Genomic DNA, 15413 nt, shown 5'->3' with positions numbered 1-15413 from the left:
AAGACAGCCGTTTAGCTCTCGTGGAAAAGGAAATACTGTCTTTCATAGAACAGCATTTTCAAATTGCTGAGATGAGAAACGGAGGAAATACGATGGACTTGACTATGATATTGTTATTGGTGCAAATGTTTTTCGGGATTGTCATTGGTCTGTATTTCTGGAATCTTCTGCGGAGCCAGAAAACGAACCGTAGTGCGGTGGATCGGGAATCTAGGAAGGAATTGGATAAGTTGCGCAAATTGCGCTCTATTTCACTTACTAAGCCGCTGGCTGAACGCACGCGACCTGCCACGTTACAGGATATCGTCGGTCAGAAGGACGGTCTGCGAGCGCTCAAAGCGGCGTTATGCAGTGCAAATCCGCAGCATGTCATTATTTATGGCCCTCCTGGTGTAGGGAAAACGGCTGCAGCACGTGTGGTACTGGAAGAGGCTAAGAAGAATCAGTCCTCCCCGTTCAAGGGGGATGCTAAATTCACGGAGATTGATGCCACAACGGCCCGTTTTGACGAACGTGGTATTGCGGACCCGTTAATTGGTTCAGTACATGATCCAATCTATCAAGGGGCAGGAGCGATGGGTGTAGCGGGTATCCCTCAACCTAAACCCGGAGCTGTAACGAAGGCTCATGGAGGGATGCTGTTCATTGATGAGATTGGCGAGCTGCATCCAACGCAGATGAATAAGCTGTTGAAAGTGCTGGAGGATCGGAAGGTATTTTTGGAAAGTGCATATTACAATTCAGAAGACTCGCATACGCCTGCTTACATTCACGATATTTTCCAAAATGGTTTGCCTGCGGATTTCCGTTTGGTAGGTGCGACGACCCGTTCGCCGCATGAGCTGCCACCTGCTATTCGATCCCGGTGTATGGAAATTTATTTCCGTGCCTTGCAACCTCAGGAGATTGCTCGTATTGCTGAAGATGCTGTACACAAGTTGGGCTTTGGTCCTTGTCCAGAGGCAGTCGAGGTTGTACAGCGTTACGCGACCAACGGCCGGGAGGCAGTCAATATGATCCAGCTTGCTGCTGGTTTGGCGCTTACCGAGAAAAGGGAACGACTCGATGCTTCGGATGTAGAGTGGGTAGCGGGTAGCAGCCAAATTCAACCCCGTCCTGATCGAAAAATACCGGGCTTGCCACAAATTGGATTCGTTAACGGATTAGCTGTATACGGTCCGAACATGGGCATGCTGCTGGAAATTGAGGTTACTGCGGTTCCGGTTCCTGAAGGAAATGGAAGCTATAATATTACGGGTGTTGTGGATGAAGAAGAAATCGGAGGTAACTCCCGTACACTGCGTCGTAAGAGCATGGCTAAAGGCTCTGTGGAAAATGTTCTGACTGTTTTGCGTACGCTCGGTTTGTCTCCGTCCAATTACGATCTGCATATCAATTTTCCAGGGGGGACGCCAGTAGATGGTCCGTCGGCAGGGATTGCGATGGCGACAGCTATTGCCTCCGCGATGCGGGGAATTCCGGTGGATCATGAGATTGCCATGACTGGCGAGATTAGCATCCATGGTCGAGTCAAGCCGATTGGCGGCGTATTAGCCAAGGTCGAAGCTGCTTTTCAGGCTGGTGCCAAAAAAGTGATCATTCCGCAGGATAACTGGCAAGCTCTATTTGACAGCATTGAGGGACTAAAAGTCATCCCTGTACAGTCGGTTACCGAAGTGTTCCGTCATGTGTTTGGAGAAGAGATGACCACGGATGCGCCTGTACATGCGCCAATTGAGACTTTTCGCCCATCTCAATCCTCCTTGTTACAGGCGGATGGAACACATAATGGGACGATTTCAGATACAGGATCTTGCTAATGAACTAGTCTTTCATTGGTTTTTTTATAAAACATTTGATAAAATATGAAAGATAGCAACGTGAGGATTGTAAAATCCGGAACCTGAGAATCACTGGAGGTGCGAAAGCGATGGGACCCACCAAGACAAAAGGTCGTCGTTTTCCTTTGCTGCCTTTAAGAGGACTTCTGGTTTACCCGAGCATGGTTCTGCATCTCGATGTGGGCCGGGAAAAATCGGTCAAGGCTTTGGAAAAAGCGATGGTTGAAGACAATTTGATTCTCCTGTGTTCTCAATCAGAAGTTAATATTGAAGAACCCACACAAGAGGATATTTTTCGAGTCGGCACGGTAGCCAAAGTACGCCAAATGCTCAAGCTTCCCAACGGAACCATTCGAGTATTGGTGGAAGGGCTGGAACGCGCTGAGATTATTCAATATACGGACAATGAAGAATATTATGAGGTAATGGCGAAGGAACTGCACGAGGCAGAAAACGTACAGCCTGAAACGGATGCGCTTATGCGCACTGTATTAACTCAGTTCGAGCATTATATCAATTTGTCCAAAAAGGTAACACCGGAGACTCTCGCTGCGGTATCTGATATTGAGGAGCCAGGGCGACTGGCTGATGTAATCACAAGCCATTTGACGCTCAAAATTAAGGAAAAGCAGGATATATTGGAGACGATCGACGTAACTCAGCGTCTGGAGAAGCTCCTAGATATTTTGAACAATGAACGTGAAGTGCTGGAACTGGAACGTAAAATCAACCAGCGTGTGAAAAAGCAGATGGAAAAGACGCAGAAGGAGTATTATCTGCGTGAACAAATGAAGGCGATTCAGAAGGAACTTGGTGAGAAGGAAGGTCGCGCAGGAGAAGTTGAAGAACTACGCAACCAGCTAAGTGAACGAGAGTTGCCTGTTCCGGTGAAAGAGAAGGTCGAAAAGGAAATTGACCGTCTGGAAAAAATGCCAGCAAGCTCTGCCGAGGGTGGTGTCATCCGCAATTACGTCGATTGGCTGTTAAGCTTGCCGTGGAACAAGTTCACCGATGATGATCTTGATATCGTCAAAGCAGAAGAAATACTCGATAACGACCACTATGGGCTGGATAAGCCCAAGGAGCGGGTGTTGGAGTATTTGGCCGTGCGCAAACTGGTGAAGACCATTAAGGGACCCATTCTGTGTCTCGTAGGTCCGCCAGGGGTCGGCAAGACCTCACTGGCTCGCTCGATTGCCAAATCCATGGGCCGGGAATTTGTCCGCATCTCTCTCGGTGGTGTGCGCGATGAAGCAGAAATCCGTGGTCACCGCCGGACCTATGTTGGCGCGATGCCGGGGCGGATTATTCAGGGAATGAAGACCGCAGGAACATCTAATCCAGTCTTTTTGCTGGATGAGATTGATAAAATGGCCTCCGATTTCCGAGGCGATCCATCGGCGGCGTTGCTCGAAGTGCTTGATCCTGAGCAAAACAACACGTTCAGTGACCATTTTGTTGAGTTGCCGTTTGATCTGTCCAACGTGATGTTTGTTACGACAGCCAATGCTGCACATAATATCCCACGTCCGCTGATGGATCGTATGGAGACGCTCTATATTCCCGGCTACACCGAACTGGAGAAGCTGGAAATCGCCAATCGATATCTATTGCCTAAGCAGAAGAGAGAGCATGGCTTGGGAGAGGAACAATTGGTTATTGGGGAGGATACGCTGCTGCGTGTCATTCGCGAATATACCCGTGAATCCGGTGTGCGGAATCTTGAACAGCAAATGGCTTCTCTGTGTCGCAAGGCAGCGAAGTCAGTTGTTTCCGGTGGTGAAGGACCGATTCAAATCACACCGGATAATTTGAAAGATTATTTGGGTATCGCCAAATTCCGTTACGGTGTAGCAGAACTGGAGGATCAGATCGGTACGGTTACAGGCTTGGCATGGACCGAGGTCGGTGGTGAAACACTGATGATTGAAGTGACGGTCGTGCCTGGTAGCGGGAAACTGATTCTTACGGGTAAACTGGGAGACGTTATGAAAGAATCCGCGCAGGCGGCATTCAGCTACACTCGTTCCAAGGCAGTCGATCTGGGCATTGAACTGGACTTCTATGAGAAAAATGATATCCACATTCATATTCCTGAGGGAGCGATACCAAAGGATGGCCCATCTGCCGGAATTACGATTGCTACCGCATTAATTTCCGCTTTAACCAACCGTCATGTATCCAAGGATGTAGCGATGACGGGCGAAATTACCTTGCGCGGTCGCGTATTGCCGATTGGCGGTTTGAAAGAAAAGTCGCTGGCTGCCCATCGGGCAGGCTACAAAAAAATTCTGCTTCCCAAAGATAATGAACGGGATTTGAAGGATATTCCCGACAGTATCCGGCAGGATGTTGAATTTGTCCCCGTTGCCCATATGGATCAGGTGTTAAAGCATGCTTTGGTTGAGCAGGCAAGGGTACATTAGAGAGGAATTAAAGACACAATGAAAGTAACAAAAGCAGAATTTATAATCAGTGCGGTTGGCCCGGATCAGTTTCCTGTGGACGCTTTGCCAGAGATTGCTCTGGCGGGGCGCTCCAATGTTGGAAAATCATCACTGATTAATCGGATGATTAACCGTAAAAATTTGGCGCGTACCAGTTCTACGCCAGGTAAAACCCAGCAACTCAATTATTACCGGATCAATGATGAGCTCTATTTTGTGGATTTTCCCGGTTACGGTTATGCTAAGGTATCCAAAACGTCTCGCAAGGCTTGGGGGCAGATGATTGAGTCTTATTTGCTGGAACGTGAGCCGCTTAAACTGGTGCTTCAAATGGTAGATTTGCGCCACCCACCGTCCAAGGATGATATCATGATGTACGACTGGTTGCGTCATAATGGGCTTCCGGTCTGTGTTGTAGGCACAAAAGCAGATAAAATCCCTAAAACACGGCGAGAAAAGCACTATAAGGTAATCAAGCAGGAACTCGGAATACTTCCCGGGGGTTTGTTTATCCCCTTTTCATCCGAAGAAGGCATGGGCAAGGAAGAGCTGTGGTCGGTCATCTCCAGCTATATCGAGAATGACGACGAAGAGCAGACGGAATTGTAAGGTTAGGGGCGTCCTGAAGGACGCCTTTTTTTCGTGATGTTGGATTAAAAACATTAAACTCATTAAATGGGTAGGAATAATATATAATAAACAAAGGAAATCGTGGGATTTAAGCATAAAAGTGAGCATATGGTGGATAATGCAGCTGCGACTCCGTTATTTTCCGTTTATTTCCGATGAATGCCGGATATTTATGATTTGATGCGCAAGAAAGCGCTGCGGGTCTGATGTATAATAAAGCATAAAGCTTACACTACAGGTTTGAGGAAAGAATTGAGGAGATTGGTATGGCACAGCGGTTAGCCACAGAGTATGTAAAAACCACTTTGACCTTGTCAGAAACCCAAATGGACGAATTTTTACAGGCAGTGAATGATCCTCAGGTGCATTACCGCATTAAGGTTCTGGATAACGGAAGACAGGAAATCGTTCTGGAGCATATTGCAGGTGAGGAAGTTCATTTATTTTTTGAAGCCAAAGAGGGAGCGTTTGTCTGTGAATTAACTTGCCGCTTAGTTCATCCACAGCTAACCCTGTTTATACGCCAACTATTTGTTCGTTTTAAGGGTGAAGGTATTGTTTACCGCATGTATCAAGGATTCACTATGGTGTATTTTTATAATGAAGGTGCGGTTCGCAGAATTATGGAAAAGAATGCAGAAGGCTCCAGGCTGGTGTTTGAATATAGAAATACAGTGCAAGAGCTGCAACAGCTTTTTCAACATCAGAACGTCGAAAAGGAAATAGCAGATGTATACAATCTCATTAATTCGTTACTTGATGAGCGGAATCTGGCGCGTACTTTCTCTGAGCTGGAACAGATTGACCACAAGCTTCGGATGAGTTGCTCCAAATTATTTGCCCTGGAAGCTTAAGAGGCTGAATATATGGAATGAATTGTTATACAGTGTAGTCCCTTTCTTTACCGAAAGGGGCTTTTTTATTCCAAAAAAATGATTGCATTTGCTGCACATAGATGTTATTTTTAATCTCGTTGAAAATGAATATAGGAACCAGGATTCACTCAGGACATTGAATGTTGCGAGAGGTTATCCCTCGGGAAGTGAATGACGTAGGTCCTAGCGGATGAAATTTTTTTCAAACATTTTATTCCTAGGAAGGGGGAACCGAAAGATGGAATTGGAATACTCAACTTTCGGAAGACACGTTGCCGTAGATACTTGGGGTGTTGAGTTTGAATTACTGAATGATGCGCAGTTTCTGGAGGCTCAATTAGTTGAAGCTGCTGAAGCTTGCGGAGCAACGGTGATGTCCGTTCAATCCAAGCAATTCGAACCACAGGGAGCTACCGTGCTTGTACTGTTGTCGGAGAGTCATCTCTCTATTCATACGTATCCTGAGAGAGGGTTTGCCGCTATTGATTGTTATACTTGCGGTGAGACTGTTGATCCGCAGTTAGCTATTGATTACCTGGTATCCGTTCTAAAACCGAAAAAAACATATGCGAAGAAGCTGATTCGCGGCTTGGGAGAACTTCAGGTGGAATCCCCGGAGTGCAAGCTGGCTGAGTTGGTGTAAATCTCCTTTATGGAGCCGTGTGCGTCCTATATCATAACCATGGAACATTTCCATGGTTATTTGTTTTAAAAGTGGTTTACACTAAACTAAATCATACAGAACGTGCTTGATGTTTATGAAAGCCATCCAATTTTCATAAACAATTCATAAAACAGCCGAAGGGGATTCGGACTTCTGTGATATAATTAACATAGTTTATGATAACAGTGAGTATTCTTATTACAGTTTAGGCAGGTGAATTTTACAATGCACATCGTCGTTGTTGGGTTGAATTATCGTACGGCGCCTGTGGAAGTCAGAGAACGGTTTACATTTGCAGAACAGGATTTGCCAAAAGCGCTGGAACAACTCAAACTTACCAAAAGTGTGTTGGAGGGCGTAGTTGTCGCAACCTGCAATCGGACTGAAATATATGTTGTGGTGGACCGCCTTCACATGTGCGGTTATTTTATACGCAGTTTTATGGAACAATGGTTTGGTATTCCTCGTGATCAGTTTACACAACATTTATATATATATGAGGACGAGCAGGCAATTCGGCATTTGTTCCGTGTGACTTGTGGTCTGGATTCTATGGTCATCGGAGAAACACAAATTTTGGGACAGGTAAAGAATGCTTTTCTTCAGGCTCAATCTCAAAAAATTACAGCAACGTGGTTTAATATGTTGTTTAAGCAGGCCGTCACATTGGGCAAGCGTGCCCATTCGGAGACGTCTATTGGAGAAAGCGCCGTATCTGTTAGCTATGCAGCCGTTGAGCTGGGCAAACGGATTTTCGGGATGTTTACGGATAAAAAGGTACTGATCCTCGGTGCCGGTAAAATGAGCGAGCTTACCGTTAAGCATTTGTACAGCGGCGGAGCTGCCGAGGTTATTGTAGCAAATCGAACTTTGTCCCGCGCCGAGGATCTGGCCTCCAAGTTTAACGGAACGCCAGTTACGATGGAGGAAGGCATGAATCGGTTGGCGGATGTGGATATTGTGATTAGCTCGACTGGTGCTCAGGGGTATATTCTGGATCGCAATCGTGTCGAAGCCAGTATGAAACGTCGTCAGTCTCGTCCTTTGTTTATGATTGATATCGCGGTTCCACGCGATTTGGACCCGGCTATTGGCGAATTGCAGAATGTTTTCCTATATGACATTGATGATCTGGAAGGGATCGTGGAGAGCAATCTGGAAATGCGTCGTACTGAAGCTGCAAAAATCGAGCATATGATTGAAGATGAGCTTAGCGAGTTTTATCAATGGTTGAAAACGATGGGAGTGCGTCCGGTGATTCGTGCATTACAGGAAAAATCGGAGTCTATACATCAGGATACGCTGGAAAGCTTGTATAACAAGCTTCCCGAGCTGGATGAACGGCAGCGTAAAGTGATAAGCCGTTTGACGAAGAGTATGCTGAATCAGATGATGCATGATCCGATCAATCGGGTTAAGGAACTGGCTGTCCAAAAGCAGGGAAATGAGGCGCTAGACATGTTTAGCCACATTTTTGCTCTGGAGGATCGTTTGGAGGACGCCGCTCAGAAAGTAGATAAAAGCGATGCATCTGCGTTAATAAAACCGGAGGCTGGTGTTCATGGAAAAACCGGTCAGGCTCAGGCTTTGCCAGCGTCGTTTGCGCCGGCCAGCCTGTAAAGGTGGGTGAACAGACGTGGCCTCAGGCATGCTTATATATGATTCAATGATTTATGTTTTTGCCCTGAGCCTTCTGTTTGTATTTTCGGATGGAATTCGTCGCAATGCGAATGCTAAACGGACAGGTACAGGGCTTCTTATTGTCGTTGTAATGCTCCAGCTTGTTTTTATGGGAATGCGAACCTGGAATGAAGGGCATCTTCCTATTTTTGTGACCTACGACTTTCTGTTTCTGTTCTCATTTATCCTGGTACTGATTTCTTTGATTCTGTCACGTTATCAGCGATCGGAATTTGCGGTGTTGCTGCTTAATATCATTAGTTTTGCTGTTCTTGTGCTCAACAATATATGGATGGAGCCGATCGACAACCCGCTTGGAAATTGGCATACCGTACATGGGCTGCTTCTGATTCATATTGCGCTGGCTAATCTTGGCTTTGTCGCGATGACGGTAGCGGCTGTATTTTCGGGGTTGTATCTGTTTTTGCATCGTAAATTGAAAGTCAAGAAATGGAATGACACGATCAAGCGCCTGCCGAGTCTGGAAATGATGGATCGGTATACACATATGGCGCTTTTAATTGGTACTCCTTTGCTGGGAGTTTCTATTGTTGTTGCTGTTATTTCTATTATTGCCGAGGAACGCTGGCGTCTTTTGCTAGATACCAAAGTGCTGATGACAGCGATTGCCTTATGCGTGTATATTGTATTTTTAGTGAGCAAAAGATTGAACCAGCGTTCTGGCCTGGTCATGGCAAAGTGGTCTTTGGTTGGCTACACGCTGCTAGTTCTTAATTTTTTGCTGAATTCCTGGTCTGTATTTCATCAGTGGACGGGGGAGTGAAAAGCCATTTGCAGCATTTTGTCCCGATTTCGTTGAATTGTAACAATAAGCTCTGTTGTGTTGTAGGCGGCGGCAGGATTGCGGAACGAAAGGTTAAGGGGGTGATGGAAAGTGGGGCATCCATTACCGTCATTAGCCCGAATATAACGCCGGATTTGCAGATCCTGGCCGATCACAAGCAGCTCCACTGGGTAAATCGCGTATATCGCGAGGGTGACCTCCAGGGAGCCTTTCTTGTATATGCTGCTACGAACCAGAGAGAAGTGAATAATAAGGTTGCGCATGAGGCCAGACAAAGGGGTATACTGGTAAATGTGGCGGATCGCTCGGAAGAGGGAGATTTTATAACGCCGGGCATCATCCGACGAGGGAGACTGACGATTAGTATTTCCACCGAAGGGGCAGGCCCCGCTGTGACTGCTGATATTACATCAGCCTTGGATACGTTGTTCGGTAGCGAATACGAGCCTTATCTGGATTTCATGCACGATATGCGACAGGTCATCAAACGCAAGATAAGTTCCCCACAGCAAAGGACCAAACTATTAAGACGCTTGGCGAGTAGCGGAATTTTGGAACAGATACGACGTCATGAATTTATGGCTTGGACCGAAAAAGAAATAGATCTATGGATTGCGCAAAATCAGGAGGAATAACATGCGAACAATTGTGGTAGGCAGCAGACAGAGCGCTCTTGCGTTAACTCAGACCGGGCATGTCATTGAGGATTTGAATGCACTGTGCGCGGAGCATGGATTGGATTTACAATTTGTCGTGAAGAAAATCCTGACCAAGGGTGATCGAATATTGGATGTAACCTTGTCCAAAGTGGGTGGCAAAGGACTTTTTGTCAAAGAGATTGAACAGGCCATGCTGGCTGGTGAGATTGATATGGCAGTACATAGTATGAAGGATATGCCGTCCGAATTGCCGGAAGGTCTTGTCAATGGCGCTGTACCGCGCCGTGAGGACCCACGCGATTGCCTAATTACATTGGGCGCCAAGAGTCTGGAGGATTTGCCTTTAGGAGCCAAGGTGGGCACAAGCAGCTTGCGCAGAGCCAGTCAAATCAAGTCCATGCGACCTGATCTACAATTAGAGCCAGTACGTGGCAATATTGATTCCCGTCTGAAAAAGCTGGAGACGGAAGGTTTTGACGCCATCATTTTGGCAGCAGCAGGTTTGCACCGGATGGGCTGGAAAGACCGCATTACGTCCTATATACCAGAGGAGGCATGCTTACCGGCAGTAGGACAGGGAGCGCTCGGTATTGAATGCCGTGCGAGCGATGATGAGCTATTGGCATTGTTGAAACTCTACAACCACCAGGATACCTCGGCTACGGTTGCGGCTGAGCGAACCTTTCTGGGTGTGTTAAATGGGGGATGCCAAGTGCCAATCGGAGCTCATGCGGTTTGGGCTGGTCAAGAAATCAGCCTCACAGGGATGGTAGGTTCGCCAGATGGCGAGGTTATTTTGAAGGAAACGCTCCAGGGAAATGATCCGCAGAAGCTGGGAGAAGCGGTGGCGGCCAGTTTGATAGCCAAAGGAGCGGAACAGATTCTGGCGCAGGTGAGGGGATAGTGGAATGGTGGGAAAGGTATATTTAGTAGGTGCAGGACCCGGAGATGCAAGATTGATTACGGTCAAGGGTTGGGAGTGCATTCAACTGGGCGATGTCATTGTGTATGACAGACTGGCAAGCCCTCGCCTCTTGGGGCTGATGAAGCCAGGGGCCCAAAAAATATATGTCGGCAAACTGCCAGATCGTCACACCATGAAGCAAGAGGAAATTAATCAGCTGCTGGTGGATTTAGCCTTGGAAGGAAAGAAAGTCGTCCGGCTCAAAGGGGGAGACCCCACTATTTTTGGGCGAGTCGGCGAGGAAGCCGGGCTACTGCGTAAACACGGTATTTCCTATGAAATCATACCTGGCATCACATCAGCCATCAGCGTGCCTGCCTATGCAGGCATTCCTGTTACGCATCGGGAGATGGCCTCGTCGCTGTCTATCATTACAGGTCATGAAAGTCCTGATAAACTAGATAAAAGTATTCATTGGGATAAAGTAACGAACGCAACGGGTACACTGATCTTTATGATGGGTGTAGCGAAGATCGGCTATATCAGTGATCAACTGATAAAGCATGGTAAGCCGTCCGATACTCCAGTTGCTTTGATCCGTTGGGGGACCCGCGCCGAGCAAGATACGCTAGTGGGTACGCTGGCGGATATTGAAGCCAAGGTGAAGGCAGCGAATTTTCAACCGCCCGCCGTCATCGTTGTCGGAGAAGTGGTCAATCAGCGTGAACAGTTAAAATGGGCAGAGGATATGCCTTTGTTTGGGAAGCGAATTTTGGTTACTCGCGCACGCGCGCAGGCCAGCAGTCTGGTTCACCGGATTGAGGAGCTTGGCGGCGAACCTTATGAGTTCCCAGTTATCCAGACCGTCGTCCCTTCGGACGAGCAGGCAAAACAGAAAATCAAAGAGGCGTTTGCGCGACTTCCTGAATATGACTGGGTGTTTTTTACCAGCGTTAACGGAGTGGAATACTTTTTCACTCATTTAAAGGAACAGGGCAAGGATGTACGTGCGCTATACAAAGCTCGTATTGCCGCAGTCGGACCAGCCACAGCAGACGCACTTCGAAAACACGGAATTGTAGCAGAACAGATCGAAGGTCCTTTTCAGGCAGAGGGATTGCTTGAAACGTTCGAGCAAGATTTGCAACCAGGGCAAAACGTATTTCTTCCAAGAGGTGATCTCGCTCGTTCATGGCTGCCGGATCAGCTGAGAGAGATGGGACTGCATGTGACCGAGGCTGATTTGTATCAAACGGTGCTGGCTGCCAACACACAGGATGATGAACTTCTCAAGCTGCTGGAGGAGCGTGCCATTCACGCGATTACGTTTACCAGTTCCTCAACCGTAACCTTTTTCATGGAAGCCCTCAGACAAATGGGGATCAGTGATCCAGTATCGCTGCTGGAGGGAGTTACGATCGCTGTGATCGGCCCCTTAACTGGTGAGACAGCAACCCAAGCCGGATTGACTGTCAGTTTGATGTCAGAGAAGGCGACCATTGAAAGTCTAATTCAATCGCTATGTGACTGGAAACAATCAAGTACGGTTATGACATTATAAATTTTATTTTTTACAAATGAATGTATAAAAAAATGGAGGTTTGTAATTATGAGTGTCCCTTTTACCAGACATCGTCGTTTGCGTCAGTCAGCTGCCATCCGCAGCATGGTGCGTGAAACGGTTTTGAATCCGTCTGATTTCATCCAACCGATCTACGTAACATTTGGTACTGGAGTGAAACAGGAGATTAGCTCCATGCCAGGTGTATACCGTTTTTCTCTGGATCGGCTGGAGGAAGAACTGAAAGAAATTAGTGAGCTTGGCATTCCTGCTGTGCTCCTGTTTGGCATACCAGAAACCAAAGACAGTGTAGGGACTTCAGCTTTTGTGGACAACGGTATTGTTCAGGAAGCTACTCGTTTGATCAAATCGCGTTATCCCGAACTGCTGGTCGTGGCAGATACTTGTTTGTGTGAGTTTACGGACCATGGACACTGCGGTATGGTACACATGCATGAGCATGATGGTGAAGTGTGCGGTGAAGTATTGAATGATGAATCTCTGGAGGTGCTGGTACGTACAGCCGTTTCTCAGGCCAGAGCCGGTGCAGATATTATCGCTCCTTCTAATATGATGGACGGTTTTGTACAGGCGATTCGGCAGGGACTCGATCTGGAAGGTTTTTCGCATATTCCAATTATGTCGTATTCCGTCAAATATGCGTCTGCTTTTTATGGTCCTTTCCGGGAAGCCGCTGATTCTGCGCCGCAGTTTGGTGATCGCAAATCCTATCAGATGGACCCTGCCAATGCACGTGAGGCGTTGCGGGAAGCGGAGTCTGACGTGATGGAGGGTGCAGACATGCTGATGGTGAAGCCTTCTCTTTCTTATCTGGATGTAATGCGCACCATTAAGGACCAATTTGATTTGCCTATGGTGGCTTACAATGTCAGTGGTGAATATGCAATGGTCAAAGCGGCAGCCCTCCAAGGCTGGATTGATGAAAAGGCGATGGTGCTGGAGATTCTGACAAGCATGAAGCGTGCCGGTGCAGATATGATTATTACCTATTCTGCCAAGGATGCGGCAAGATGGTTGAAGCAATAAGTGTATTTTTCAGAAGACAGGAGTGATTAGAATGATCGACGAACAACGAACGGTACGCAAGGATACGCGTTCCAAAGCAGCCTTTGATGAGGCAAAACAATATATTCCGGGTGGCGTAAACAGTCCGGTTCGAGCTTTTAAATCCGTGGGTATAACACCGGTATATATTGATCGTGGGGAAGGATCACGTGTATATGATATCGACGGTCAATCCTATATAGACTATGTATGTTCGTGGGGACCGCTTATTATGGGTCATGCGCACCCTGAAGTGGTTAAAGCCTTACAGGCTGCTGTTGTAAAAGGAACCAGCTTCGGAGCCCCAACGCTTGCGGAAACGGAAATGGCCAAGCTCGTATGTGAGCGTGTTCCTTCCATGGACATTGTTCGAATGGTCAACTCGGGAACCGAGGCAACAATGAGTGCGATCCGACTCGCGCGTGGATTTACGAAACGCAGTAAAATTCTTAAATTTGAAGGTTCTTATCACGGTCATGCAGACAGCTTGCTGATTAAAGCGGGCTCTGGTGTTGCGACCCTAGGTCTACCTGATAGTCCGGGTGTACCTGAAGTCGTGGCCACACATACAATCACTGTCCCTTATAATGATTTGGCGTCGGTGAAGCTGGCTTTTGAGAAATTTGGCGAAGAGATTGCTGCGATTATTGTCGAGCCAGTAGCCGGCAATATGGGTGTTGTACCGCCACAGCCTGGATTTTTGGAAGGTTTGCGTGAGGTAACCCGACAGTACGGAAGTCTGCTGATTTTTGATGAAGTGATGACTGGATTCCGGGTAGGACTTCATTCTGCTCAAGGGCGCTTTGGTGTGACGCCTGATCTTACGTGTCTGGGCAAAGTGATTGGTGGTGGCCTACCTGTAGGTGCATATGGCGGCCGTCGCGACATTCTAGAGCAAATTGCACCATCTGGCCCGATCTATCAAGCGGGTACGCTGAGCGGAAATCCGCTGGCTATGGCAGCAGGTTATTCGACGCTAAAATTGCTGACACCGGAAGTATATGATCGTCTGGAAGAGCGGGCAGCACGGCTTCAAGCCGGATTCGAACGTAACGCGCGAGAGCTGGGGATTCCTGTCACGATTAACCGTGTCGGTTCTATGGTGTGTCCGTTCTTCACAGACGAGAAGGTTGTCAATTTTGACACTGCTAAAACGAGTAATCAGGACCACTTCCGCCGTTACTTTACTGAAATGGTCAATGAGGGCGTTAGTGTAGCTCCATCTCAATTTGAGGGCATGTTCGTATCAGGTGTGCATACAGTTGAGGATATTGATGCGACCATTGAAGCGAACTACCGCGCGCTCAAACGTCTATGAGTTGGAAAGGCAGCTGGAAAAGAAGAGGACCGTGGCTGGAAGTCACACCAGGGCGAGAAATTGCAACTGATGAAAATCGCGCTGAAGCTGTGGACCGCTGGTTGCTGAACCGTCTGGGATTACCGGACAAGCTGTGGCGCAGGCTACGGCATGAAAAAGGGATTGAACTTACAGGGGACCGGCTGCGGCTGGCCCTTTTTCCTGTAGTGGACCTCGGCGTCATCCCACGTTGGTATGATTTGAAGATACTATACGAGGATGATTTTTGCTTGGTTGTACACAAACCAGCGGGGATGGCGGTCCATCCAGACGGTGGTGTAAAGGATGGTCCGCTAACATTGGATCATGCTGTCGCATCCTATTATGAAATCAACGACATTCATACAGCAGTACGGCATGTACATCGTCTGGATGTGGACACGACAGGCCCGGTGCTTTATGCCAAAAATGAATTTGCGTTGCTCAAGCTGGACAAACAAATGCGAGCTAAAGACATCGGTCGTCGTTATGTAGCTTTGGTACGAGGGAAAGTACCTCCATCGCTGCGGACGTTGGATTGGCCGATTGGCAAGGATAGGCATCATAAACAGCGCCGCCGTGTATCCCCAACTGGACAGAAGGCGGTTACCCATGTGGAAGTTGGAGAAGTATGGGGGAGTGGTCCGAATGCGGTCAGTCTCGTGTATCTGACGCTGGAGACAGGTCGGACGCACCAGATACGCGTACATCTTAGTCATGCTGGCTATCCTTTGCTTGGGGACGTATTATACGGCGGTCGTGCTGCTGATTTTGGCAGACAGGCCCTTCACGGAGAGCGCCTCACCTTCTGTCATCCGCTGAGCGGCGAAACGATTATCGTCGAGGATGCTTGGCCGGATGATTTTCAAAAGCTGCACAAACAGCTATAAAAGATGGCATGCCTTCTATTTTGGCGCATATACTTGAACCTAGAAACGGTTTGCAA

General features: G+C 47.6%; 13 protein-coding genes. All 13 read left to right on the top strand.

Annotated elements, in window-relative coordinates; all coding sequences use genetic code 11:
* Nucleotides 1-92 precede the first annotated feature (92 nt).
* The 13 genes from lonB (at nt 93) to HFD99_RS14075 (ending at nt 15357) form a co-directional block, all read left to right on the top strand.
* The gene (gene lonB, locus HFD99_RS14135; protein ID WP_123797562.1) at nt 93-1820 is read left to right on the top strand and encodes an ATP-dependent protease LonB; all 1728 of its coding nucleotides are present in this window, start codon (nt 93-95) and stop codon (nt 1818-1820) included.
* A gap of 110 nt (nt 1821-1930) precedes the next feature.
* The gene (gene lon / locus HFD99_RS14130; protein ID WP_016818409.1) at nt 1931-4267 is read left to right on the top strand and encodes an endopeptidase La; all 2337 of its coding nucleotides are present in this window, start codon (nt 1931-1933) and stop codon (nt 4265-4267) included.
* An 18-nt stretch (nt 4268-4285) separates the two neighbouring features.
* Entirely contained in the window at nt 4286-4897 is a 612-nt protein-coding gene (gene yihA / locus HFD99_RS14125) for a ribosome biogenesis GTP-binding protein YihA/YsxC (protein ID WP_013372691.1), read from the top strand.
* A gap of 287 nt (nt 4898-5184) precedes the next feature.
* Nucleotides 5185-5772, top strand: a complete 588-nt coding sequence (locus HFD99_RS14120; protein ID WP_039276198.1) for a hypothetical protein — start codon at nt 5185-5187, stop codon at nt 5770-5772.
* Nucleotides 5773-6037: 265 nt separating this feature from the next.
* A complete protein-coding gene (gene speD, locus HFD99_RS14115; RefSeq protein WP_025365654.1) occupies nt 6038-6436 on the top strand; it encodes an adenosylmethionine decarboxylase in 399 nt (132 codons plus the stop codon).
* Between the two features lie 246 nt (nt 6437-6682).
* The gene (hemA, locus tag HFD99_RS14110; protein WP_016818411.1) at nt 6683-8077 is read left to right on the top strand and encodes a glutamyl-tRNA reductase; all 1395 of its coding nucleotides are present in this window, start codon (nt 6683-6685) and stop codon (nt 8075-8077) included.
* A 16-nt stretch (nt 8078-8093) separates the two neighbouring features.
* Complete coding sequence (ccsA, locus tag HFD99_RS14105) at nt 8094-8921, top strand: cytochrome c biogenesis protein CcsA (protein ID WP_039276196.1); 828 nt, start codon at nt 8094-8096, stop codon at nt 8919-8921.
* Nucleotides 8922-8929: 8 nt separating this feature from the next.
* A complete protein-coding gene (locus HFD99_RS14100; protein ID WP_019688417.1) occupies nt 8930-9577 on the top strand; it encodes a precorrin-2 dehydrogenase/sirohydrochlorin ferrochelatase family protein in 648 nt (215 codons plus the stop codon).
* Nucleotide 9578: 1 nt separating this feature from the next.
* Entirely contained in the window at nt 9579-10505 is a 927-nt protein-coding gene (gene hemC / locus HFD99_RS14095; protein ID WP_039276194.1) for a hydroxymethylbilane synthase, read from the top strand.
* A 4-nt stretch (nt 10506-10509) separates the two neighbouring features.
* Nucleotides 10510-12066, top strand: a complete 1557-nt coding sequence (cobA, locus tag HFD99_RS14090) for a uroporphyrinogen-III C-methyltransferase (protein ID WP_123797561.1) — start codon at nt 10510-10512, stop codon at nt 12064-12066.
* A gap of 48 nt (nt 12067-12114) precedes the next feature.
* Nucleotides 12115-13113, top strand: a complete 999-nt coding sequence (gene hemB, locus HFD99_RS14085) for a porphobilinogen synthase (protein WP_017427414.1) — start codon at nt 12115-12117, stop codon at nt 13111-13113.
* A 31-nt stretch (nt 13114-13144) separates the two neighbouring features.
* Nucleotides 13145-14449 (top strand): glutamate-1-semialdehyde 2,1-aminomutase, encoded by a 1305-nt coding sequence (gene hemL, locus HFD99_RS14080; protein ID WP_025365649.1) that lies wholly within the window; start codon nt 13145-13147, stop codon nt 14447-14449.
* Entirely contained in the window at nt 14446-15357 is a 912-nt protein-coding gene (locus HFD99_RS14075; RefSeq protein WP_123797560.1) for an RluA family pseudouridine synthase, read from the top strand. Before hemL ends, HFD99_RS14075 begins: the two co-directional genes overlap by 4 nt.
* The last annotated feature ends 56 nt before the right edge of the window (nt 15358-15413 follow it).

It is taken from the genome of Paenibacillus sp. EKM301P, assembly GCF_011800295.1.
In the GTDB taxonomy this organism is placed as follows: Bacteria; Bacillota; Bacilli; order Paenibacillales; family Paenibacillaceae; genus Paenibacillus; species Paenibacillus polymyxa.
The sequence above is the reverse complement of the archived record's forward strand: the minus strand, read 5'-3'. Positions and strand labels throughout refer to the sequence as shown.

What these genes read in the sequence shown, in the direction of transcription:
- lonB (WP_123797562.1), top strand. Translation starts at nt 93, where the DNA reads ATGGACTTGACTATGATATTGTTATTGGTGCAAATGTTTTTCGGGATT.
- lon (WP_016818409.1), top strand. Translation starts at nt 1,931, where the DNA reads ATGGGACCCACCAAGACAAAAGGTCGTCGTTTTCCTTTGCTGCCTTTA.
- yihA (WP_013372691.1), top strand. Translation starts at nt 4,286, where the DNA reads ATGAAAGTAACAAAAGCAGAATTTATAATCAGTGCGGTTGGCCCGGAT.
- HFD99_RS14120 (WP_039276198.1), top strand. Translation starts at nt 5,185, where the DNA reads ATGGCACAGCGGTTAGCCACAGAGTATGTAAAAACCACTTTGACCTTG.
- hemA (WP_016818411.1), top strand. Translation starts at nt 6,683, where the DNA reads ATGCACATCGTCGTTGTTGGGTTGAATTATCGTACGGCGCCTGTGGAA.
- hemC (WP_039276194.1), top strand. Translation starts at nt 9,579, where the DNA reads ATGCGAACAATTGTGGTAGGCAGCAGACAGAGCGCTCTTGCGTTAACT.
- cobA (WP_123797561.1), top strand. Translation starts at nt 10,510, where the DNA reads ATGGTGGGAAAGGTATATTTAGTAGGTGCAGGACCCGGAGATGCAAGA.
- hemB (WP_017427414.1), top strand. Translation starts at nt 12,115, where the DNA reads ATGAGTGTCCCTTTTACCAGACATCGTCGTTTGCGTCAGTCAGCTGCC.
- hemL (WP_025365649.1), top strand. Translation starts at nt 13,145, where the DNA reads ATGATCGACGAACAACGAACGGTACGCAAGGATACGCGTTCCAAAGCA.
- HFD99_RS14075 (WP_123797560.1), top strand. Translation starts at nt 14,446, where the DNA reads ATGAGTTGGAAAGGCAGCTGGAAAAGAAGAGGACCGTGGCTGGAAGTC.